This is a genomic window from Ensifer sp. EB106-03-01-XG145 (assembly GCF_058792075.1).
Window position 1 is genome coordinate 275,909 of sequence record NZ_JBYTEC010000008.1, and the last position, 20,757, is coordinate 296,665.

Here is a 20,757-nt window from a genome sequence, read left to right on the forward strand (position 1 = left end):
TCGGCACATGTTGTCGGAATAAGGTCCGACATCGCAAGAGTGCCGAAGCTCTCGCCAGAGGGGCCCGGACCAGCGGGTTGGCGGAGAGATGGGATCTCGATTTTCGCGGTTCAAGCGCGGGACTGCAAATTTTTCAAGAATTTCTGGAAGTCCTGTGGCCCCCACTGCCCGGCTAATAACCACGTTTGGCCGACGTTCCTCCTTTGCAGTCAACGAGACTGTCCCCGCAAAGGAGAAACATCATGAAAAAGGTTCTCGCAGTTCTGAGTGCATTCCTGGTGGTTGGCGCGGCAGCACCTGCACCTGCCATCGCCGACGACCCGGTCACCCGCTTCCTGCAGAAGGCGACCGGCAACGGCAAATCAAGCCACGCGCGCTACAGTCGGAACGACGATGGACGCGGAAGCTGGAGTTCCAACCGCTGTTCCAATAGCTCGTCGAACGCCTCGCGGAACTCCAGCTCGAACAGCAGTTCCAATTCGTCGAGCAACTCCAGTTCGAACAGCTCCAGCAACTCCTCCTCGAACTCTTCCTCGAATTCGTCGTCGAACTCCTCGTCCGACGACGATTGAGACGCCCTCTCGAGAGGTAGATCAACGGGTCGATCCCACAGAGAATTGTCCTCCACGCCGAGCGGCGTGGGGGACAATTCGCGTCCTCGACCAGACCGCGATCGGCGCTCTTCGATAGCCAAGGTGCAAGCCCAGAGCCGCTGCGCGGACGGCCTAATCGGCGCCCGGCCGCCTCGCGCGACCTCGCTTGACAGCCGGTTCAAAATAAACTTAACATGTTAATGGATTGAATATTCCCGATGAGGAGCGAGAGGAAGATTCAAGCCGCCGAGGAGGGCCTGCATCACAGTCGGATCGCCGTCATTTGAATTGACGTGGAGCGGCACAGGCATGCCCTGTTTCCGGGTGGAGCGACACGGATCAATGGGAGGGATCTATGATACTGAACCGACGGAGCCTTATTAAAGCCGGTGGTGCCATGCTTGCGGCGCCTCTCATCTTGCGAACGGGTGCCGCGCGCGCCCAGAGCGCAGTTACGCTGAAGCTGCACCACTTCCTGCCGCCGGCGTCCAACGTCCACCAGCGGCTGTTGACTCCATGGGCAAAAACCCTGGAGGAGCAGAGCAAGGGCGCGCTCAAGGTCGACATCTTTCCGGCCATGCAGCTCGGCGGAAAGCCGCCGCAGCTTTACGATCAGGCGGCCAACGGCGTCGTCGATATCGTCTGGACCCTGCCCGGCAACACGCCTGGGCGCTTCCCCTCCACCGAGGTGTTCGAGCTTCCTTTCGTCGCCGCGAAAGAGGCCACCGTCAACGCACAGGCGTGCCAGGAATACGGACAGACGCATGTCCTGAAAGAGACCGGTGACACGCAATTGCTGTGCTTCTGGGCCCACGACCACGGACTGATCCACACCAACAAGGAAGTGAAGTCCGGTGCCGATCTAGTCGGCCTGAAACTGCGGAATCCGACCCGCCTTGCCGGTGAGGCATTGGCAGCGCTGGGCGCGACCCCAGTCGGAATGCCCATCCCGCAGGTGCCGGAAGCGCTGGCCCAGCGCGCGATCGACGGCTGCGTCATCCCCTGGGAAGTGGTGCCGTCCATCAAGGTGAACGAGCTTACCAAGTTCCATACGGAAATTCCGGGCTCGCCGACGCTCTACACCGCCACCTTCTTCCTGGCGATGAACAAGGGCAAGTATGAGGCGCTGCCGGCCGATCTGAAGGCGGTGCTGGACGCCAACAGCGGCATGACCTTCGCCAAGAGGGCCGGCGAAATGTGGGACAGCGTCGGCGCCGAAGTGCGGACCGCGATCGAAGCATCCGGAAGCGGATCGATCAGCGCGATTTCCGAGGACGAGAAGGCGAAATGGGTCGCGGCAACCAAGCCTGTCCACGACAAGTGGATCGAGGCCATGAAGGCCAAGGATCTCGACGGCAAGGCACTGATCGAAGCGGCGCACGGGCTCGTTCAAAAATACTCGAACGCCTGAGTGCGACTGCGAGCCCAGCGCGCCTGAATTTGGCTCCATCCAACAATTCGAGAGCTTGGAACCGGGATGACGGAAGAAGCAACACACGAGGCTGCCGTGACGGTGCCGCGACGCCGCGAGGTTGAGCGGCTTGCGGCAGGATTGGCACTCATAGGCGGAACGTTGATCTGCCTCGCAGCCGCATTGGTGACGATCAGCGTCCTCGGCCGCTGGCTTTTCAACCGGCCCGTACCGGCCGACTACGAACTCGTCGAGGTCGCGATCGGTGTCGCGATCTTCTCATTCCTCGGCTACACCCAGGCGCGCAACGGCCATATTGCCGTCGATACCTTTACGCTCGCCCTTCCGTCACGCGTCACGCGGGTCATCGATGGTGCCTGGGACCTCGTGCTGGCGGCCTGCCTGGCATTCTTCGCCTGGGGTCTTCTCACTGGCGGACTGGAGGCGCGTCTGTACGGAACGACGCTGATCCAGCTGCCCTGGCCGATCTGGCCGGTCTATCTGACCTGCGCCGCGCTGGCAGCGCTCGCATCCGTCATCGGCTTGTCCGTCGCCATTCTCAAGATCGGAGGCCCTCGATGAGCGGCTTTGCCATTGCTTGCCTGGGCTTCGCTGCGATGCTGGTCCTGATCGCCATCAGAATGCCGATCGCGCTCGCCATGCTGGCAGTCGGCGCCGCCGGCTATGCCTATCTCTCCGGCCCGCACGCGCTGGTCTATTACCTGCAGACCAACACCTACAGCCAGTTTGCCAGCTATACGCTATCCGTCATTCCCCTCTTCATCCTGATGGGCGCGCTTGCCGAACAATCGGGCATCGCCGCGACCATGTTCCGGGTGGCCGAGCGGAGGCTCGGACGGTTCAGGGGCGGAATGCCGATGGCGGTGATTGCGGCTTGCACCGGCTTCGGCGCGATCTGCGGATCGTCGGTCGCAACCACTGCAACCTTCGGACGCGCGGCACTGCCGGAACTGCGCCGCGCGCGGGTCGATGCCGGGCTTGGAACCGGCACCATCGCCGCCGGCGGTACGCTCGGCATCCTCATTCCGCCGTCGGTCATCCTGGTGATCTATGCAATCACCGCCGAGCAGAACATCGCCAAGCTATTCCAGGCCGCCCTGGTGCCGGGATTGCTGGCAGCGGCGTTCTATCTGATCGCGATTGCCGTGGTCGTGCGGCGCAAGCCCCATCTCGCGCCACCAGTGACGGTCGTCGAAGTCGCAAAGACGCAGCGTCCGTTCTGGGCGCGGCCGGCGGGGCTGGTCTTGCTTGTCGGCGGCACCGTCGGCTGGTTGTTGGGTTCGCTCGGCACCGTCGGTGCGATATTGCTGGCAATCTTCGGCCTGCTTCTGCTCGCCGCGGATTTCGCCGTCGTACCCGCCGCCGCCGTTGCGGTCACGGTCGTCGGAGGAATCTATGGCGAGGTGTTCACGCCGACGGAAGGTGCTGCGGTCGGTGCCGCGGTGACGCTCGCGATCGGCCTGCTGCAACGGACGCTGAACCCGGCAGCCTTGAAGAACGCGCTGCTGCAGACAGCCGAAACCAGCGGGATGATTTTCCTGATCCTTCTCGGGGCGGAAGTCTTCGGCGCGTTCCTGGCGCTGACCCAGATGCCGATGATGCTCGCTTCGATGATCGGGGAGTCCGGGCTGCCGCCCTACGCCGTCGTGTGCGGCATGCTGCTGATCTACATCGTGCTCGGCGCCGTCATGGACGAGCTGGCGATGATCCTGCTGACCCTTCCCGTCTTCATCCCGATCGTCATGACGCTCGACCTCGGCATGCCGCCGGACGACGTCGCCATCTGGTTCGGCATTCTCGTCCTGATCGTCGTCGGCATTGGCCTCTCCGCCCCGCCGATCGGCCTCAATGTCTTCATCATCAACAAGTTGGCGACCGACGTGCCGATAGCGCAGACTTACCGAGGCGTGATGCCGTTCGTGATCGCCGACCTCATCAGGCTGGTCATCGTCACGGTTTCCCCGGGGGTTGCGCTGGCGCTGGTCCGATTGTTCAATTGACGGGGCCGTCCTGGGCGGCGCTCTCAAGTTTTAATGCGCGACAAGCGGCCTTTGTGTGAAAACGTCCGGCGCCCACGAGACGCAAGTCGGTACCCTTCTATCCTGAGCGCACGCTCTGCCTGAGCTCGGCAAGCAGCGCATCTGCCTCCCATGCCTTGCGCCTGGAGGCGGCCGCGTCTTTGACCAGCGTACAAAGCCGTTCATTGACCGGCGCCCGACGGCCGAGCTTGGTGGCGAGTGCGACGACGGCGCCGTTGATCCAATCCACTTCGGGGAAGCGGCCGGCGGCAAGGTCGTCGGCCATCGAGGAGCGCGCGGTGGCGTCGATCTTCAGCATGCGACCGGCAATGGCACGGAACAGGGCATCCGGCAGGCTGAGAACGGACGGCAACCAACCCGGTGGCAGCGGTGTCAGGCGCGCCGGCCGGAGGCGTCCCTCTGCGGCGAGCAGCGCCAATGCCTCCCGCTGGGCGAGCGCCAGGCAAAGACGAAAGCCCCGTGTCTGGAGCTGCTCGCGCAAGGGCAAGCCGGAGAGTGCATTGATTGCGTTGTTGAGGTTCATCAGCAGCTTCGCCCATTGCACCGCCTCCATGTCGCCGCGCAGGTCGAGAGCCAGTCCCGCAGCCGTGAAGAACGGTGCGGCTGCAGCCGTCAGCGGGTCGTGCTCGACGGCCATATTGCCTTCCGTCGCACGATGCAGATGGGCGGGGCCGGGGGTCGTCACGTTGAAGGGAACCATGCCGCGCAGGATTTTGGCAGACAGCAGCAACTGCTGTAAGGTCGCTGCGTTGTTCACACCGTTCTGCAGACTGAGGACCGGGATGCCGGAGCGCAGCACCGAAGAGAGCTCGGTCGCGGCACCGCCCGTCTGCCCGGATTTGACCGTCAGGAGGACGAGATCGCAATCCGCCAGGGAGGAAGCCGTGTCGGAGTAAACGATCCGCTCGGGCGCGACGAAATCGTCACGCCCATCCAGGTCGGTCAGGCGCAACCCGTCCTTTCGCCAAGCGGCACCGCGCGCCGCCCGGCCGACAAAGATCACCTCTGCGCCACCGGCCAAAAGGCAGCCGCCGACAAAACCGCCGACCGCGCCGGCACCGAACACTCCGATTTTCACGAAACCGCCCCTCCGCACGCCAGGGAGTATAGGCCGGGATCGTCGCATTCCAACGCGCCGTTTACGTTCGGGCGGAAACGCGTTGGCTGAGCCAGATGCTGCCGATGACCAAAAGGACGCCGACAATCTGGAGCACACTCAAAGACTGCCCCAGGAACACCCACCCGAGCAGGACAGCCGTCAGCGGGCTCAGGAAGAGAAGTGCTGACACTGCCGCCGATTCCAGCCGTGCGATGCCGCGAAACCAAAGAACATAGGTCAGCGCCGCGCCGATCAGGCTCAGCCAGGCGAGTGCAAGCAGGTTGGGAACGGTCGGGAAGGGCACCGCCGGTTCGAATGCAAGGGCCACGGGAACGAGGAGCAAGCCACCGGCCGTCAGCTGCCATGCCGTGGATGTGAGCAGCGATTCCGGCGACTTCCACTTTCGCGCCAGGACGTTGCCGAAGGCCATGGAAACGGCGCCGGCGAGGCCTGCGGCAATGCCGATCTCGTCCAGCGCGGCTTGCGGCGTCAACACCAGCAGCGCGACGCCGATAATGCCGACAATGGCCGCGACGAGGGACACCGGACGGATCGGCGCCTTCAGGAGGAGCGCTGCGATGAAAACAACGATCAAAGGCTGGACCGCCGCGACGGTTGCCGCGACGCCGCCCGGAAGGCGGTAGGCCGCGACGAACAGCATGCTCAGAAAGATCGAGATGTTGAGAGCTCCGAGCGCAAAGGCGCGAAACCACCAGATGCCGCGCGGCAGTCGCCGCACGATCAGGAGGAGCAGCAACCCGGCCGGCAATGCTCGCAACAGGGCGACCGTCAGCGGCGAGAAGCCATGCAGGAACTCGGTGGCAACGATATAGGTGCTGCCCCAGACGACGGGGGCAATCGCCGTCAAGGCGATATCGGAAACGTCTGTTTTCATGAGAAGTGAAGAACCTCGCCAAGCCGCCTGCGGGGCCTTTGCGGCCAGTTTCCGGGAACGGCACGGCCAACCGCGAGAAGCATTGCCGGCAATTCGCCCGGCCCAAGGTTGAACTCCCGGGCGACGCCCTCGGCATCGAACCCGCCCATAGGGCCCGTCGCCAATCCCAAAGCCTCGGCGGCATAGATCAAGGTCGCGGCGCCGAGACTGGCCGAACGCATGGCCTCATCGCGGGCAACCTTGGCGTCGGCATATTGGGCGCGCACAGCCTCCTGCCAACCGGAGACCATTTCGGTTTGCATGTAACCGGTGTCGACGAACGGGCGCAGCCTTGCAGGCAGCGTCTGGTGATCGGGCAGGATGCCGCAGACAATGAAAGTCACGGCAGCTTCCGAGACCTTGGCTTGCCCGTGCGCCACATTGCGCAGCCGGGCTTTTCCTTCCAGCGTGCGCACGGCGATGAACCGCCAATTCTGAAGATTGTAGGCCGTCGGTGCGCGGGTCGCGAGACGCACCAGTTGCTCGATTTCTGCATCTTCCAGTTCATGGGTCGCATCGAAACGATTGGCGGACACGCGCTGTTCGATGAGGGCGATCATGGGATGTGTCATTCTTCCGATCCGATCATATGTCTGTCGGACCAACCGTATTGAATTCACCTTTGATTGATAATATTGCCATTATAGAACACATTATTCACCATTGGAAAACTATCGTGGACCGTTACACCGCCCTCCAGGTCTTCCGCCATGTGGCCGAACTCGGCAGCTTCGCAGAGGCGGGGCGCAAACTCGGCCTGTCGCCGGCGGCGATCAGCAAGAACGTTGCCGAACTCGAGGCCAGCGTCGGCACGCGGCTCATCAACCGGACCACGCGACGCATGGCGCTGACGGACGAGGGGAAACTCTATCTCGAGCATGTCGTGCGCGGACTGGATGCGTTGAAGGATGCCGATGCGGCACTCTCGCCCGTGCGGCAGACGCCTGGCGGGACGTTGCGCGTCGCCGCGCCGATGACCGTGACGCTGATGCGGCTTTCATCCGTCATCCCCGAGTTCCTGTCCCGCTACCCCGACCTCAAGCTCGACCTGCATCTCGACGACAGGCGCGTCGATATCGTCCGGGAGGGGTTCGATCTCGCCATCCGCGGCAGCGACAAGCTGGAAGATTCGAGCCTCATCGCCAGGAAACTCGCGGTAATGCCGCACGTCGTCTGCGCGGCACCTGCCTATTTCGAGGCCCATGGCGAACCGCGGGAGCCGGCCGACTTGAAATCGCACAACTGTGTCCGCTTCAGTCTCTCGGGACATGCGGACTTATGGGAGTTTCGCAACGGCAGCCGAACGGAGAAAGTGGTCGTAAAGGCGCGCTACTCGGTGACATCCAGCCTTGCGGTTCGCGATGCGTTGCGTGCCGGCTTCGGTGTCAGCCTGATACCCCGACCCTATATCGAAGACGACCTGAAGAGCGGTCGACTGCAACGCGTACTCTCCGACTGGGAGACGGTCGAAACCACGCTCTACGCCATCTATCCGTCCCGGCAGCACGTCGCGCCAAAGATCCGGGCGTTTCTTGATTTTCTCGCCGAAACATTCAGCCGCCCGTAATCACGCGCCTCGCCCATGCCGCGCCGCTTGACGGGCATTCGATCGAACCGTTGCAAGCCGACAAAATCCGGCACTGTTCCCTGGGGAACATCAGCGATGCGATCCGCCAGTAGGTTAGCGGCACTTAAACCAGAGCCCGAAGGACCGATTCATGCGCCTGATTGCCGCCACCCTCTTCGCATTCAGCCTCGCCGGGTCGGCCAATGCAGCCGATCTCATGACGTTCTGGGACAAGCCCCAGCACGGCGGCAACAGCTTCAACCGGCTGCCGCCGGACGAGACCTATTTCAAGGCGCTGGCAGGCTACGGCGCCACCTGGGTGCGCCTTTCCTACGACAAGTGGAAACCGGCAAAACGCGACTACCTGATCGGCGACGCGGACAAATACGACGGTATTCCTGCCGGCGATCTGAAGACGCTCAGACAGACGCTCGACGACGCCGACAAGGCGGGCCTCAAGGTAGTCATCGCGCCGCTGTCACTGCCGGGCATGCGCTGGGCCCAGAACAACGGCAACAAGTTCGACGGCCGGCTCTGGCAGGACAAGGCCTGGTGGAACGAGACCGCGCGCTTCTGGCAGGATCTTGCGCGCGAACTGAAGGACCACCCGGCGGTCGCCGCCTACAACATCGTCAACGAACCGGCACCGGAAAAGAACAATGGCCTTGCCGAGCACGCCGATCCGCAGGCGATGCAGGCCTGGTACGACGCCAAGCAAGGCAGCGCTTCGGATCTCAAAGCCTTCTACGAGACCGTCATCGCCGCGATCCGCGAGGTCGATCCGGCGACGCCTGTGATGGCGGATGCCGGCTGGTATGCGGCAGCGGACGCCTTCTCCTATTGGCCATCGGGGCTCACGGACCAGAAGGTGCTCTACAGCTTTCACATGTACGAACCCTATGCGGCGACCAGTGCGCCCAACATCAAGCGCGACAAGCCCTATGCCTATCCTGGCAAGGTACCCTTTGGTGAAGGCGAAGAGACCTGGGACCGGGCGCGGGCGGCCGCTTATCTCGCAAAGCCTGTACAATGGGCCAAGGACAAGGGCGTGCCGCTCAGCCGTCTCGTCGCCGGCGAATTTGGCTGCATGCGGCGCTGGGCGGGCTGCAAGACCTATCTCGAGGACGTGTTGACCGCGCTCGACAAGGACGATCTGCACTGGGCTTTCTACAGCTTCCGAGAAGATGCCTGGGATGGCATGGACTACGAGCTCGGCTCGAAGACCGTGGGCTGGAAATATTGGCAGCAGATGGAAGCCAATGAGCGCGACACGACGCCGCGCACGTCGACACCGGAGTTTGCACCCATCAGCCGGCGGCTCGCCGAGGATGAGTGATCGCGTCCCGCCGCAACGCCCCGGAACCGGGGCGTACCGGCCGTCAGGCGTGACTGCTTTCCGCGCCGGCGTCACAAAAGCGCTCGATTGCGATGCACATCACGTGGCAGCCTTCGCCTATCCAACCGGACCCCGGTCTGTTTGGAAAAAGGGCAGGAATCGTTAGAAGAACTATCATCCTTACGAGCGCCATGACGTATGTGGCGCCGTTTCCAACTTGGGGCATGTCCTTGCAGACAACCGGGGCGGCCGACGCCGACACACGAAAGCGAACCATCTCCCTGTCGCGCACGCTGGCGATCGTGATGGCGGCACTGGTGGCTCTGACAGCCGCCGTCATCCTCTCCGTCGTCTGGTACATGTCGGCCGGTGCTACGCGCGAATTGCTCGCCCAATCGGCCCATCTTGGCCTCGACGCCGTCCAGACGAAAATCGGCAGCCGGTTCGCCCCGGTTGAGGACCAGCTGGCGTTTCTGGCAAAGGAAGTCGGGGCCGGGCGCCTCGATCCGACCGACACGCTGGCCCTGGAGCGGGTGATGACCGGCGCGCTCGCGGCGACCCCGCAGGTGCGCGTGCTCTCCTTCGTCAAGCCAAATGGCGAAATCTTCGGTGTGACCCAGGGCCCCAAGGGCGTCTTTTCCTTCGCCGACACGATCAGGACCGACAACGAGCGTACGGAGATCGACGAGGCGCGCCGTAGCGGCAAGGCCGAATGGGGGCCGGTCTACTTCGTTCCAGATCCGGCGATACGCACGTCGGTCACAAACCTGCAGCAGCCGGCAAGCGCCGGCGACCAGTTTTCCGGCGTCTTCAGGGCAACGATCACGGTCGATGCCATTTCGGACTTCCTGCGCCAGATCGCCGTCTCGAATCCCGGGACGACGCCCTTCGTCCTTTACGGCCGCGACCAAGTGCTCGCCCATCCGATGATGGCATCGGGCCATCCGCTCCTGTCCGCAGAGCACCGACTGCCGAAGCTTAGCGAACTTGGCGATCCGTTCCTTGCCGCATTGTGGGACGGGGAACCCGAGACCTTCCACGACTCGGCGCTGGAGGCTCGTGTCGTGGAAGTGGGGGACAAGGGTCGTGTCATTCTCACCCGCGAGATCAGCGGCTACGCACCCGCTCCTCTTATCGTCGGCGTCGAGGTGCCGATCGAATCCCTGGAGAAACCGATTTCGGATCTGCTGCGTGCCGGCGTGGCCGGTCTCGTGGTGCTTCTCGCGGCGATCGTCATCGCATGGGTCGTCAGCCGTCTGATCGTTCGCCCGGTCGCCAGCATGGCGCGTGAGGTCCGTGCCGTTGGCATGCTCGACTTCGCGGCTCTTCACCCCCTGCCCGGCAGCCTGTTCACGGAGTTGAACGAACAGGCGCGCGCCTACAATACGATGTTGACCGGGCTGCGCTGGCTCGAAACCTACGTGCCGAAGAAACTGGTGCGCCATCTGCTGGGAAGCGGAGATCTCGTCTCGACGCAGCGAACGGTGACCATCATGTTTACCGACGTGGTCGATTTCACCGCCACGGCCGAAAAGACCACGGCTGCCGAAGTCGCCGCACTCCTGAACAGGCATTTCGATCTGCTCGGCCAATGCATCGAGGACGAGGGCGGCACGATCGACAAGTTCATCGGCGATTGCGTGATGGCGTTTTGGGGTGCTCCGGACGACCAGCCGGATCATGCCGATCGCGCCATGCGCGCGGCCCGCGCCATTGCGCTTGCGGTCGCTAAGGACAATGCCGACCGGCGCCGGCAGGGGCTAGCTCCCCTCAGGGTGCGCATCGGCGTCCATTCCGGTCCGGTCGTCTCGGGCAATATCGGCATGAGCGGGCGGTCCGCCTATACGATCGTCGGCGATGCGGTGAACGTCTGCAACCGCATCGAGCAGCTCGGCAAGTCGGTGGCGCCGAGCGAAGAGATCGTCGTTCTCCTGAGCGGCGATACCGTCGATTTCCTGACCGAAGGCCGCTCCGACCTCACGCCGCTTGGCAAACACTGCCTTTCCGGTCGGACGGAACAGACCGAAATCTACCGGTTGCCGACTACAGCGCCGCGCGTCTTATCAGACGCGCAAAGGTCGCTGTAGCACTTTGAATTGCTGCATGTTTTTGTCCTTTAACCGGCTACGATTAAAGGAAACATGCAGTGGGGCAGGATAAGCGACACGACGTGGGGCCTGGCAAGTCAACCATGCCTCGGTTTCAAAACAGGGGTCTCAGAGCCATCTCCGCGCCCAAGAGGAACAGGCAGAACAGGAAACCGCGGCGGAACGCCTGCGCGCCCACTCTGCCGCGCAACCGTTGCCCCACCCACATTCCGAGAAGCGCGGGCACGACCGCAATCACGGAAAGTGCAAGGGTTTCAGCATGAAAGATACCCTGGGCGCCAAGCCCGGCCGCCAATGCGATGGTCGAAACAGTGAAGGAAAGCCCCAGCGCCTGCACGAGGTCGTCTTTCGCAAGACCGAGGGCCTGCAGATAGGGCACGGCGGGAATGACGAAGACCCCGGTGCAGCCGGTCGCCACGCCGGTCAGCGTTCCGACAATCGGCGAGAGCCACCGTTCCTGTCGCTCAGCAATGCGGAACGGCCGCGCAAGCAGCGCGTAGCCGGAATAGATGACGAGCGCGGCCCCGAGCGCGGCGGTGGTCAGCCGTGTGTCCCCACTCACCAGCCATGCGGAGCCGAGCAGCGTTCCGGCGACAATCGCCAGCATCATCGGCCAGAACCTTCGCGCGAGCGACAGGATGCCGGGTCCCGCCAGAAGCTGCCAGACGTTGGTCACGAAGGACGGAACAACCAGCAGACTTGCCGCCGCGACCGGTGAAATGAGCGCACCCAGCACGCCCATCGCCACGGTCGGCAGGCCCATTCCGGTCACGCCCTTGACGAGGCCGGCGACGAAAAATGTCGCGGCCACGGCCAACAGAAAAGAAAACGACGCATCGAACATGTGGCCGGCATAACCGGTTCGGCGGCATAGACAATGCGGAAGTCCCGATACCAGACTTCGGCTGGCCCGAAGGCTGTTTGTCGATTATCCTTGCTGAATGCCCTTCGACCTCAATGACCTTCGCCTGTTTCTCGCCGTCGTGGATGCCGGCAGCATCACCCATGGCGCGCTGGAGGCTGGGCTTTCCCTTCCGGCGGCAAGCGAACGGCTGCGCGCCATGGAGGCGGCGGGCGACGTTACCCTGCTCACGCGGGGGCGACGCGGTGTCACTTCGACGGAGGCGGGCGAGGCGCTCGTCCACCATGCGCGCACGATCATCCGCCAGACGGTGCAGATGCGCACTGAACTGGGAGCCTATGCGAAGGGGATGCGCGCCACCGTTCGCGTCCTCGCCAACACGGCAGCGATGACCGAGTTCATTCCTGAACGGATCGCGGCCTGGATGGCAGCCAACCCGCAGATCGATATCGACCTGAAGGAGCGGCAAAGCATCGAGATTGCCAGGAGCGTCGCTGCCGGCTTCGCCGAGATCGGCATTCTTTCGGACGCGGTGGAGACAAACGGCTTGGTGCTGCACCCCTTCGCAACCGACCGGCTCGTCGTGGTGGCCCGGCACGACCATCCGATCGTCGAGAGAACGCAGGTCCGCTTCGCCGACCTTCTCGATGAACGCTTCATCGGCCTGGCGGGCGGCGCCTTGCAGGATCACATCGAGGGGCAGGCGGCCAAGGTCGGCGCCAAGCTCAAGCTGCGCGTGAAACTGCGCACCTTCGATGATATCTGCCGCATGGCCGGCGCTGGTGTGGGGGTCGGCATCGTGCCGGAAAAAGCGGCCCGCCGATGCCGCCGGCCCGCTCAGATCGCTGTCATTCGCCTTCAGGAAAAATGGGCCGTGCGGCGGCTGTCGGTGTGCATCCGCAGTGACGGACAATTGACGCCGCCCGCGCTTAGCCTGTTCGAGCATCTCGCACGCAGGGGACGGCCCGGAAGCGCCTTAGCCACCTCTACGAGCAGGCTCGCTCGCTGATTTGAGGCGAGCGTCGAAAAAATGCTGATTTTCGCCGCTTGGAAAGCAAAATTTAACCATACTTCTCCATCTTTTGTCCATCAGTCGTCAAGAAGGGGACAATCCGGAAGTCGCGCAGCGGTGGTCGCTCGCCGGCCTGAGGGCCTTTTGCGTGAATTTCTGGCTTGATTTGCGTCGTTGAGTAAGATCATTCGCCCACGGTCTTTGAATCGTCTGTTGCGTCCATTGCTGATCACTTGCTGCGGCACCGCTCTTGTCGGCGCGGCTGCGTGGTCGCTCGTCGGTATGGTCGCGATGAACAGTTCCTTCGCGCATGGTTCGGGCCGCCTGCTGCCCAAACTGCAGCTCCATTTGGCCGAGAAGACAAAAGAGCGCGCGTGGGACAAACACGCCAGGGTCAACCAGGCGACGCGGCTCGTCGCCGCCGCTGCGGCGCAGCCGGCCATGGTCGCAAGCCTGACGCCCAGCGAAGCGAGATTCGCGCGCGATCTTGAATTTCCGAAAGATGCCGAAATGCTCGGCAAGAGCGCGCGCCTGGCGGCGGCGGTGAAACAAGCGGTATTGGCGTCGGAAAAGCTCGCCAGCAATTCCGCCCCTTCCGCTTCTCCGCAATCTCGCCACCAGGCCGCAACGATGAGCCTGCCCGCGTCGGAACGCTTCGCCCCGATGACCAGCGGTTTCGCTGACAAGCCGGCGGTCCAGCTCGCCTATGCCACCCCCTCTCAGAGCCATGTAGAAGGCAGCGCGTTTTCCGCCGTGCTGACCGCGCCTGTCGAGGACGATCTTGCCGAACGGCCGGAACCGGACGCGGCTGACGACACGGCCGCACTGCCGAGCCATGAGGACACGCCGTCTGTCGTTCCCATGCCGCAGTTCCGCCCGCGCACAGAACAAGTGCAGAAGCCTGTTGCCGAAACCGAGAAGCCTGCGGCCAAGCAGGCCGAAGCCGAGGCGGCGCCAAAGGCCGAAGAGACCGGGAAGACCGACGAACGCGAAACGCCGGCAAAGCCGAAGCTCGCCTATGCCCGGCCGGAAGATCCGACGGAGAACAGTTCCGGCACCGGCTTCGGCCAGGCGCTGCGCAACATCTTCGGTAGCGGAGCGAAGGCAGGAAATGGCGTCGCCGTCTACGACATCACCGCTGCCAAGGTCTACATGCCCGATGGCAGCGTGCTCGAGGCCCATTCCGGCATCGGCAAGATGGCCGACAATCCGCGCTACGCGGATGTCAAGATGACGGGGCCGACCCCGCCGCACACCTACAATCTCAAGATGCGCGAGACGCGCTTCCATGGGGTCGAGGCGATCCGCATGCTGCCGATCGACGGAAAGAACAAACACGGCCGCGACGGCTTCCTGACCCACAGCTACCTGCTGCGCGGCAAGCGCGCGGAATCCCATGGCTGCGTCGCCTTCGCCGACTATCCGCGGTTCCTGACCGCCTTCAAACAAGGCAAGGTCAAGCAAATCGTCGTGGTGCCGAGCGGCGGACGCGCGGCCGGCATGCGCTTGGCATCGAACGGCAAGAGCTCCTAACAGGAGGCGCCGAACAGTCGGATTGCAGGAGAGAGACGGCAAAGGTCTTTCGCCAATGGGGAACGAGCACTAAGATCTGGGCCTCTACAGGAGCGAGAACGAAGAGGACCGGGAGCCCGTCATGTGCCGCAACATAAAACCCCTGTTCAATTTCGAGCCGCCGGCGACGGATGCGGAGATCCATGACGCCGCGTTGCAGTTCGTGCGCAAACTGAGCGGAACGACCAAACCGGCCAAGCGCAACGAGGCGGCCTTCGAACACGCCGTCAATTCGATCGCGGCCTGCGCCCGGGAATTGCTCTATTCACTCGAAACATCACAGCCGCCGCGCAACCGCGAAGAAGAAGCGGCCAAGGCCCGCGCCAGAAACGCGATCCGGTTTGCCTGAGATAAAGCGGCGTCGGCAATAGCCGACGCGCTTTGTTCCCTATCCGCTGGGAACGCCCCTCACGCCTTGGCGGCGAGCGCACTCAATTCTTCAAGGTCGAGGTCTCGCTCCAATTCGTGCAGCGTCTCGTCGTCGATCTCGCCGGCGCGATGAAGCCGGATGAGTTCGCGCCGTCCGGTTGCGACCGCTTCGAGCACGACGTCGAAATGGGCATGAAGAATGGGCGTGTAGTGCTCCGTGCGCTCGGCATAATCGACGATCGACACCGCCCGGCGCTGATACCTGTCGAGCAGTTGCGGATGGATGAGGGTGCCTCCGTCATCATAGGCGTGGCTCTGAATGGTCACGAGTTGCGCCTGCGCCATGGCCGCCTCGGCCTGGCTCATGCTGAGGCGCGCCTTTTCCGATGGCGGCTCGACGAGCCCCGCCCATGCGATCACCCGCCCGAGCGTGGTGCCCTGGACGAGTACGGTCCCCAGGATGACGGCAAAGGACGTCACCAGGATGAAGTCGCGACCCGGGAAGCCCTCCGGTATGCTGAGGGCCAGGGCCAGCGTGACCACGCCACGGACGCCGGCCCAGGAGACCACCGTTGCTGCGCGCGCGCCAAGCGGCGGATAGCGCTCCATCCCAAGGGCATTTCCGAGGCGGATGACGAAATCCGACCCAAACACCCAGGCAAAGCGCGCCATGGAAAGCGCGACGAGAATTGCAAGGACTGGCCACCACATGGTGGCGGCCACGACATCGAAACCGCCTCCGCGCTCGACGACGCCGCGAAGCGACAGGCCGATCAGAATGAAGACGGCGGCCTCCATCAGGAAGACGATGACGGTCCAGAACGACGAGCCGCGCATGCGCGTGGCCGCCGTGAGCACGGTGTGCTGGTGCCAGCTTGCGATCAGGCCGGTGGTGACCGTGGCAATGACGCCTGAAACATGCAGGAACTCGCCGAGCAGGTAGGAGGTCCAGGAAAGCAGGGCCGTGGCCGCGATGATAAGGTATTCGTCGCCAAGACGGCGCGCAAGCAGGACCCAGGCCGTGCCGATGGCGGTACCGACAAGGGCGCCGCCGATGGCCAGCACGAAAAAGCTGCCGACCGCCTCGCTCGCGCTGAAGGCCCCGGTGACGCCGGCGGCAATCGCGAAACGAAAGAGCACTAGGCCGCTCGCGTCGTTGAGCAGGCTTTCCCCCTCGAGCAGTATTTGCAGCCGCCGAGGCAGCCGCACACGCTGCAGCACGGCACGGGCCGAGACCGCGTCGGGCGGCGACACAATCGCCCCAAGCGCCGCGCAGGCGGCCCAGGGGAGCGAGGGGAAAAGCAGATGCGTGACCACGGCGACCACGGCACAAGTGAAGAACACCGCGCCGATCGCCAGCGAGGCGATGCCGATCAGATGCCGGCGCAGCCGGCCGACGGCGATCGTCCATGCGCCGTCGAGCAGCAGCGGCGGCAGGAAAATGACGAGCACCAGATCGGGATCCACCGCGATCGTCGGCAGGCCCGGCACGAAGGCGAGCAGTGCGCCGCCGGCCAGCAGTGCGACGGAAGGCGGTAACCCGAACCTGTCGGCGACATAGTGCAGCGCGATGATCGCCACAAACATGCCAATCACCAGCTCGAACAAATGTGTCGGTTCCACGCGCTCTGCCTCCCCCTCCAGGACGAGGGCATTACAGAACGCGCTTTGCCGAAACGCAATTGGGGCGGCGGCTCAGCTGCGCGGTTTGAGCCGAGAAAAGAGGCGCGGCCAGAAAAGAAAAAAGGGCCGACGGAAGACCGCGGCCCATAAGGTGTGAAGGTCAATAAACCTCCAGAGGGGAACAGCTGCTGCGGCGGTATTGGGAGGAGAACCGCCATGTGCATCAGCTGTGTGCTTTATGCCTGATTTTTGACCATCTGGAAAACAATTATTGTGCAATGCAGCTATGCGTGCACCGCACACGAGCAGGCCCAAGCGGGGGCCCTCACCCGCACCCGGTCAGCGCAGCGTGTTGCAAAAGATGGCGGAACGGCGCCTGCGGCCGAAAAAGCTCTGGATAGAGGATCGGGACCGGCGCCATGCACCGGTCCCGATGATATAGCTGCTACACTAGCGACCGTGGGATCGGCCGCATGTGCATGCTAGAGCGGTTTTCTCGATCAGAAAGCCCGGCGTCATCGCTACCCGAGTTGTCCGCATTCTATCCACCGGTTGTGCACAGGCCGATCTTGCCGCAACACCTTGGTAGATCTGTCATTTCCTCACCTCTGTGATTAGTGCCCTTTTCACCGGGGCGATGGACGCGTTCGTCCGCGGACCCTCACGCAAGCGACGCAAGACGGGTTTCCGCATCGATCAGGCAGGCCGCTATCGCAGCCACCAGCAACAAACCGGCAAAGGTGCCGATTGCAAGCCCGAAGCTCTGGACCACCAGAATGCCGATCAAGGAAGGGGCGAGCAGACCGCCGAGGCGCGCCATGCCGCCCGCCGCGCCCATTCCGGTTGCCCGCGACTCCGTCGGATAGAGCTCGGGCGTGTAGGCATAGAGCGCGCCCCAGGTGCCGAGCAGCGCAAAACTCATGATGAGCAGTGACGCTGCGATGATCGTCGCCCCATCTGCCACGACGAAAAGCAGGCAGCTCAAGGCGGAGAGAAGACAAAAGCCGACCAGCGTCGGCCGGCGTCCCCATGTCTCGACGCCATAGGCGGCGAGCGCATAGCCTGGGATTTGCGCCAAAGCGATGAGAACGAGAAAACCATAACCGCGGACGAAGCCGAAGCCCTCTCCCGCGAGCCGCGGCGGCATCCAGGTGAAGACGCCGTAGTAGGACACGGAAACGAGGAACCACACGGCCAAGATCAGAAGACTGCGGCGGCGCAGATCCCCAGAGAAGATGCCGGCGCTCGGTGAGGCCGCAGGAAGCGCGATCGATACGGTCGTTTCGAGCTGAGGGTGACGATTGGCGACGAGCATCCGGTTGACGATGGCTTTTGCCTCGGCAGCCTTGCCCGCGCGAAGCAGATAGAGCGGCGATTCCGGAACGAGGAAGCGCAGTCCGAGGCCGAGCACCGCCGGGATGGCCGTGACCGCGAAAATGTAGCGCCATGCGTCCGTGAGTTCCGCGAGCGCAACGAGCCATGCCGCCACCGCCACGATCAGCGTTCCGACGGCCCAGAACCCCTCGAGCATGACGAGCCAGCGACCGCGGCTTCGGGCAGGCAGGAACTCCGACATCATGGCATAGTCGACCGGCAGGGTACCTCCGACTGCAGCACCCGTGAGGAAACGCAGGAGCAAAAGGACGCCAAAGCTGGGTGCGAAGATCGACAGCATGCCGAAGATGGCATCGCAGGCCACGGTGACGATCAGCACCCGCCGGCGACCAATCCGATCGGCAAGCCGACCAAAACCAACCGCTCCGATCAGCATGCCGAGAAAGAACAGGGTACCGGTCTGGAGTGCCTGCGGAACCGTCAGGCCGAACGTCGCGGCGATGGAGGCTGCCGTGAAACCAACGGCAAGAACCTGCATGGCATCAGCCGCCCAGACCAAGCCGAAGATGCCAATCAAGCGGTATTGATAGGGTCCCGTGCCGGCGCGGTCGAGCGCTTCGTTCATCGTGATCGTCGTCATTCCGTCCTGCCTTAGAAATCAATGCGCGGACACTACGTCGGCAGATCGAACTTGAACAGCGGCCCCCGAAGCGGCATCGGATCGGCTGGACCGCGACAAAGACGGTTTGCGCCGCCTTGCAAAGAATCTTTCGAAAAAAACCGAAGTTGTATCCGCGCGGACATCACACACGGAAAGATCGTCATCAGAGACCGGTTTCGCGCTCTTAACTGGAGGATGAGGTCGTCAGCCGGCATCTTGGTCGCGAGCGCATCGAAGCGGCGGGCCGATGCGAAAGACAACACGCTCTTTATCGACCTCGTTCGCGACCTGCACTGGATCAACTCCGATATCGCCGCCGCCGGCTACCCTCTGGTTCAGGCAGCCGGACTGTTGAGCAGCAGCCGGATCAGGAACGCCCTGCCGGCAGGTGCTCCCCGCTGATTGGAGGACGACGGTCAGCTTCGGTCAACGTTGTGTCCGTTTTCGACGAGCCACGAGTCGTGAAGCCACTTCTCCGTGCCGCGATGGCCCGGGAATGTGATCCAGCTGATGTCGCGCTCAGACACCATGACCTTGCGGTCCGCGCCGACCGCATCTTGACCTTCATGCCTGTCAGGGTCAGGTCTTCCGTGCGCCTATTGCGGGCGACCCGTAGCGGCTCGTCATGGGGTTCGATCCAGCTGATCTTCAGCACCGGCAGGAGATCGGGCGCCGCGTCGCGCAGGCAATGCTGGCCGTGGTTGGCGAGAAGACGAGACCCAGAGCAGCGAGCGCAATGAGGGGATGTATACGAGGCATGTCAAAACTCCTTCGGTTGGCTTAGAGATCGGGTGAGGCAATATGTAACTTTACGTCAAGTGTAGATTTCGGACGCAATTATCCTCGCCGGCCCTGCTCTAGGTCCGCCTCGCTTGCGCGATCAGCTCTTGCATGCGGGTAATGTTGGATTCCAGGTCGCGTTTGAATGCTGAGAGTTCATCAAGCTGGGCATTGGCGTTGACGAGCTGAGCCTGCAGGATTTCCAGTACCCTTTCCTTGCCCTTGATGCCGCTTGCATCCTCGAAATAGAGGTCGATAACCGCGGCGACTTCGTCGAGGCTCAGGCCGAGGCGCTTGAGTGCGGCGATCTTTTCCAGCCGTTTGACGGCAACTTCGTCGTAGTAGCGATAACCCGTGCCCTCGCGCTCGGCCGGTGTCACCAGCCCGAGGCGCTCGTAATAGTGGATCGTGCGGTGGCTGACGCCTGCACGTTCCGACAGTTCTCCGATCTGCATGAGGGACGAAATGGCACTCACCTAAACCTGACGTTTGGTGTAGATTTAGGGTATAGGCCTATGTTCGTCAAGTGTTGGCCTTCTCTCGAAGGCCTAGGACCCGTCAGTAGGGCGAGATGCAAATCTGCCGCGGACCGTGATAGGGCTGGAACGTGTCGTCGTAAGCCCTGTAGGACCGGTAGCGGGCATAGCACCAGCTCGTATGCGCGTTGCCGCCATAATAGGTCTGCCGGTAATAGCGTGGCGCATAATAACGCGGTCGATAGTAGGTCGGGCCGCCGTAATAGCCTTGGTTATAATAGCCCTGATCGTAGTAGCCCGAGCCATAATAGGGCTGCGCCAGCGCGCCACCGATGATCGTACCGACGGCCAGTCCGCCGAGCGCCCAGGCCCAATCGTCGCCGCCACCGTGCCCGTGATGGTAACCGCCACCGTAACCACCGCGGTAACCACCGCGATAACCGCCGCGATAACCGCCACCGTATCGTCTGTACTGAACCAGTTGCGCTTGCGTCGTCTCGATCTTCGGGACGTCCGCTGCTGTGGGAAATGCCATGGCTGGCGAAACGCTGGTCAGCGCCGACGCCATGGACAAGGCAATGATCGTTAGCCTGTTCATTGGCTTTCCTCCATTTTCCCCGCTTGTCCTGAAGTATACATCGGAAAGGGCGCAGAAGCACTGCGTTTTGACGGTGCGCGGCGCCGGGTATGGCGCGCACCCGATGCGCCTCTTTCGAACAACCGCACGCGGCATCCGCTTGGCCGCCCACGATGGATCGGGTCGCCGGCATCTCCACGCCCGGTCGGCTGCCGCCCTTGACCGTGGCGGATACACAAACCCGCAAGCCATCACCAATTATTTCATTTTACGCAATTCAATCGAAATTATTATTGCAATTCAGTAGCACAACCCGGTCGGCTACACCTGTTCTCACCAAACCAGTTCACCCCAGACCGGCCAAGACCGGGCACCGACGCCC

General features: G+C 63.1%; 20 protein-coding genes. 11 read left to right on the top strand and 9 right to left on the bottom strand.

From position 1 onward, the window contains the following. Positions 1-376: 376 nt before the first annotated feature. Complete coding sequence (locus tag AC3WWH_RS20570; RefSeq protein ID WP_492377209.1) at positions 377-649, bottom strand: hypothetical protein; 273 nt, start codon at positions 647-649, stop codon at positions 377-379. A gap of 299 nt (positions 650-948) precedes the next feature. Here AC3WWH_RS20570 and AC3WWH_RS20575 point away from each other — a divergent pair, with 299 nt between their 5' ends. From AC3WWH_RS20575 to AC3WWH_RS20585, 3 genes are all read left to right on the top strand, one after another. Further along, complete coding sequence (locus AC3WWH_RS20575; protein ID WP_492377210.1) at positions 949-2,004, top strand: TRAP transporter substrate-binding protein; 1,056 nt, start codon at positions 949-951, stop codon at positions 2,002-2,004. 66 nt (positions 2,005-2,070) lie between these two features. Then, the gene (locus AC3WWH_RS20580) at positions 2,071-2,586 is read left to right on the top strand and encodes a TRAP transporter small permease (protein WP_058330111.1); all 516 of its coding nucleotides are present in this window, start codon (positions 2,071-2,073) and stop codon (positions 2,584-2,586) included. Continuing rightward, complete coding sequence (locus AC3WWH_RS20585) at positions 2,583-4,025, top strand: TRAP transporter large permease (protein WP_492377211.1); 1,443 nt, start codon at positions 2,583-2,585, stop codon at positions 4,023-4,025. Before AC3WWH_RS20580 ends, AC3WWH_RS20585 begins: the two co-directional genes overlap by 4 nt. A gap of 97 nt (positions 4,026-4,122) precedes the next feature. On the opposite strand, the gene AC3WWH_RS20590 is transcribed toward AC3WWH_RS20585, so the two are convergent. The 3 genes from AC3WWH_RS20590 to AC3WWH_RS20600 form a co-directional block, all read right to left on the bottom strand. Then, entirely contained in the window at positions 4,123-5,142 is a 1,020-nt protein-coding gene (locus AC3WWH_RS20590; protein ID WP_492377212.1) for a 2-dehydropantoate 2-reductase, read from the bottom strand. A gap of 61 nt (positions 5,143-5,203) precedes the next feature. After that, positions 5,204-6,058 (bottom strand): EamA family transporter, encoded by an 855-nt coding sequence (locus tag AC3WWH_RS20595; protein ID WP_058322281.1) that lies wholly within the window; start codon positions 6,056-6,058, stop codon positions 5,204-5,206. Continuing rightward, positions 6,055-6,669, bottom strand: coding sequence for a nitroreductase family protein (locus AC3WWH_RS20600; protein ID WP_058322280.1), 615 nt, complete (start codon positions 6,667-6,669; stop codon positions 6,055-6,057). The genes AC3WWH_RS20595 and AC3WWH_RS20600 overlap by 4 nt, the downstream gene beginning before the upstream one ends. Positions 6,670-6,773: 104 nt before the next feature. Between AC3WWH_RS20600 and AC3WWH_RS20605 the strand changes: the two genes are divergently transcribed. The 3 genes from AC3WWH_RS20605 to AC3WWH_RS20615 all read left to right on the top strand — a co-directional run bounded on the left by AC3WWH_RS20605 (position 6,774) and on the right by AC3WWH_RS20615 (position 11,087). Beyond that, the gene (locus AC3WWH_RS20605) at positions 6,774-7,664 is read left to right on the top strand and encodes a LysR family transcriptional regulator (RefSeq protein WP_058322279.1); all 891 of its coding nucleotides are present in this window, start codon (positions 6,774-6,776) and stop codon (positions 7,662-7,664) included. A 151-nt stretch (positions 7,665-7,815) separates the two neighbouring features. Continuing rightward, on the top strand, positions 7,816-9,000 hold the full coding sequence (locus AC3WWH_RS20610; protein WP_492377213.1) for a glycoside hydrolase family 5 protein: 1,185 nt from the start codon (positions 7,816-7,818) through the stop codon (positions 8,998-9,000). 230 nt (positions 9,001-9,230) lie between these two features. After that, positions 9,231-11,087, top strand: a complete 1,857-nt coding sequence (locus AC3WWH_RS20615) for an adenylate/guanylate cyclase domain-containing protein (RefSeq protein ID WP_492377214.1) — start codon at positions 9,231-9,233, stop codon at positions 11,085-11,087. Between the two features lie 115 nt (positions 11,088-11,202). Here the strand turns inward: AC3WWH_RS20615 and AC3WWH_RS20620 are convergent, their stop codons facing one another. Beyond that, positions 11,203-11,952 carry a sulfite exporter TauE/SafE family protein gene (locus AC3WWH_RS20620; protein WP_492377215.1) on the bottom strand — a complete coding sequence of 250 codons (750 nt, stop codon included), beginning with the start codon at positions 11,950-11,952 and terminating at the stop codon, positions 11,203-11,205. 97 nt (positions 11,953-12,049) lie between these two features. On the opposite strand from AC3WWH_RS20620, the gene AC3WWH_RS20625 reads away from it, so the two are divergent. From AC3WWH_RS20625 to AC3WWH_RS20635, 3 genes are all read left to right on the top strand, one after another. Then, on the top strand, positions 12,050-12,979 hold the full coding sequence (locus tag AC3WWH_RS20625; RefSeq protein ID WP_058322275.1) for a LysR family transcriptional regulator: 930 nt from the start codon (positions 12,050-12,052) through the stop codon (positions 12,977-12,979). Between the two features lie 216 nt (positions 12,980-13,195). Continuing rightward, positions 13,196-14,515 carry a DUF2778 domain-containing protein gene (locus tag AC3WWH_RS20630; protein WP_492377216.1) on the top strand — a complete coding sequence of 440 codons (1,320 nt, stop codon included), beginning with the start codon at positions 13,196-13,198 and terminating at the stop codon, positions 14,513-14,515. A 121-nt stretch (positions 14,516-14,636) separates the two neighbouring features. Continuing rightward, entirely contained in the window at positions 14,637-14,903 is a 267-nt protein-coding gene (locus tag AC3WWH_RS20635) for a DUF2277 domain-containing protein (RefSeq protein ID WP_057255194.1), read from the top strand. Positions 14,904-14,962: 59 nt separating this feature from the next. Here AC3WWH_RS20635 and AC3WWH_RS20640 read toward each other — a convergent pair whose 3' ends face one another. Both AC3WWH_RS20640 and AC3WWH_RS20645 read right to left on the bottom strand, forming a co-directional pair. Then, positions 14,963-16,546 (bottom strand): Na+/H+ antiporter, encoded by a 1,584-nt coding sequence (locus AC3WWH_RS20640; RefSeq protein WP_113399361.1) that lies wholly within the window; start codon positions 16,544-16,546, stop codon positions 14,963-14,965. Positions 16,547-17,207: 661 nt separating this feature from the next. Continuing rightward, on the bottom strand, positions 17,208-18,521 hold the full coding sequence (locus tag AC3WWH_RS20645; RefSeq protein ID WP_058322273.1) for an MFS transporter: 1,314 nt from the start codon (positions 18,519-18,521) through the stop codon (positions 17,208-17,210). 216 nt (positions 18,522-18,737) lie between these two features. On the opposite strand from AC3WWH_RS20645, the gene AC3WWH_RS20650 reads away from it, so the two are divergent. Then, positions 18,738-18,944: a hypothetical protein gene (locus tag AC3WWH_RS20650; RefSeq protein WP_156433087.1), complete on the top strand. Its 207-nt coding sequence runs from the start codon at positions 18,738-18,740 to the stop codon at positions 18,942-18,944. Positions 18,945-19,399: 455 nt separating this feature from the next. Here the strand turns inward: AC3WWH_RS20650 and AC3WWH_RS20655 are convergent, their stop codons facing one another. Next, positions 19,400-19,798: a helix-turn-helix domain-containing protein gene (locus AC3WWH_RS20655; protein ID WP_197417323.1), complete on the bottom strand. Its 399-nt coding sequence runs from the start codon at positions 19,796-19,798 to the stop codon at positions 19,400-19,402. An 82-nt stretch (positions 19,799-19,880) separates the two neighbouring features. Beyond that, positions 19,881-20,396, bottom strand: a complete 516-nt coding sequence (locus AC3WWH_RS20660; protein ID WP_093232491.1) for a BA14K family protein — start codon at positions 20,394-20,396, stop codon at positions 19,881-19,883. On the opposite strand from AC3WWH_RS20660, the gene AC3WWH_RS20665 reads away from it, so the two are divergent. Continuing rightward, positions 20,332-20,682 carry a hypothetical protein gene (locus AC3WWH_RS20665; protein ID WP_162752600.1) on the top strand — a complete coding sequence of 117 codons (351 nt, stop codon included), beginning with the start codon at positions 20,332-20,334 and terminating at the stop codon, positions 20,680-20,682. The two genes, AC3WWH_RS20660 and AC3WWH_RS20665, sit on opposite strands and share 65 nt — an antisense overlap. Positions 20,683-20,757 lie beyond the last annotated feature (75 nt).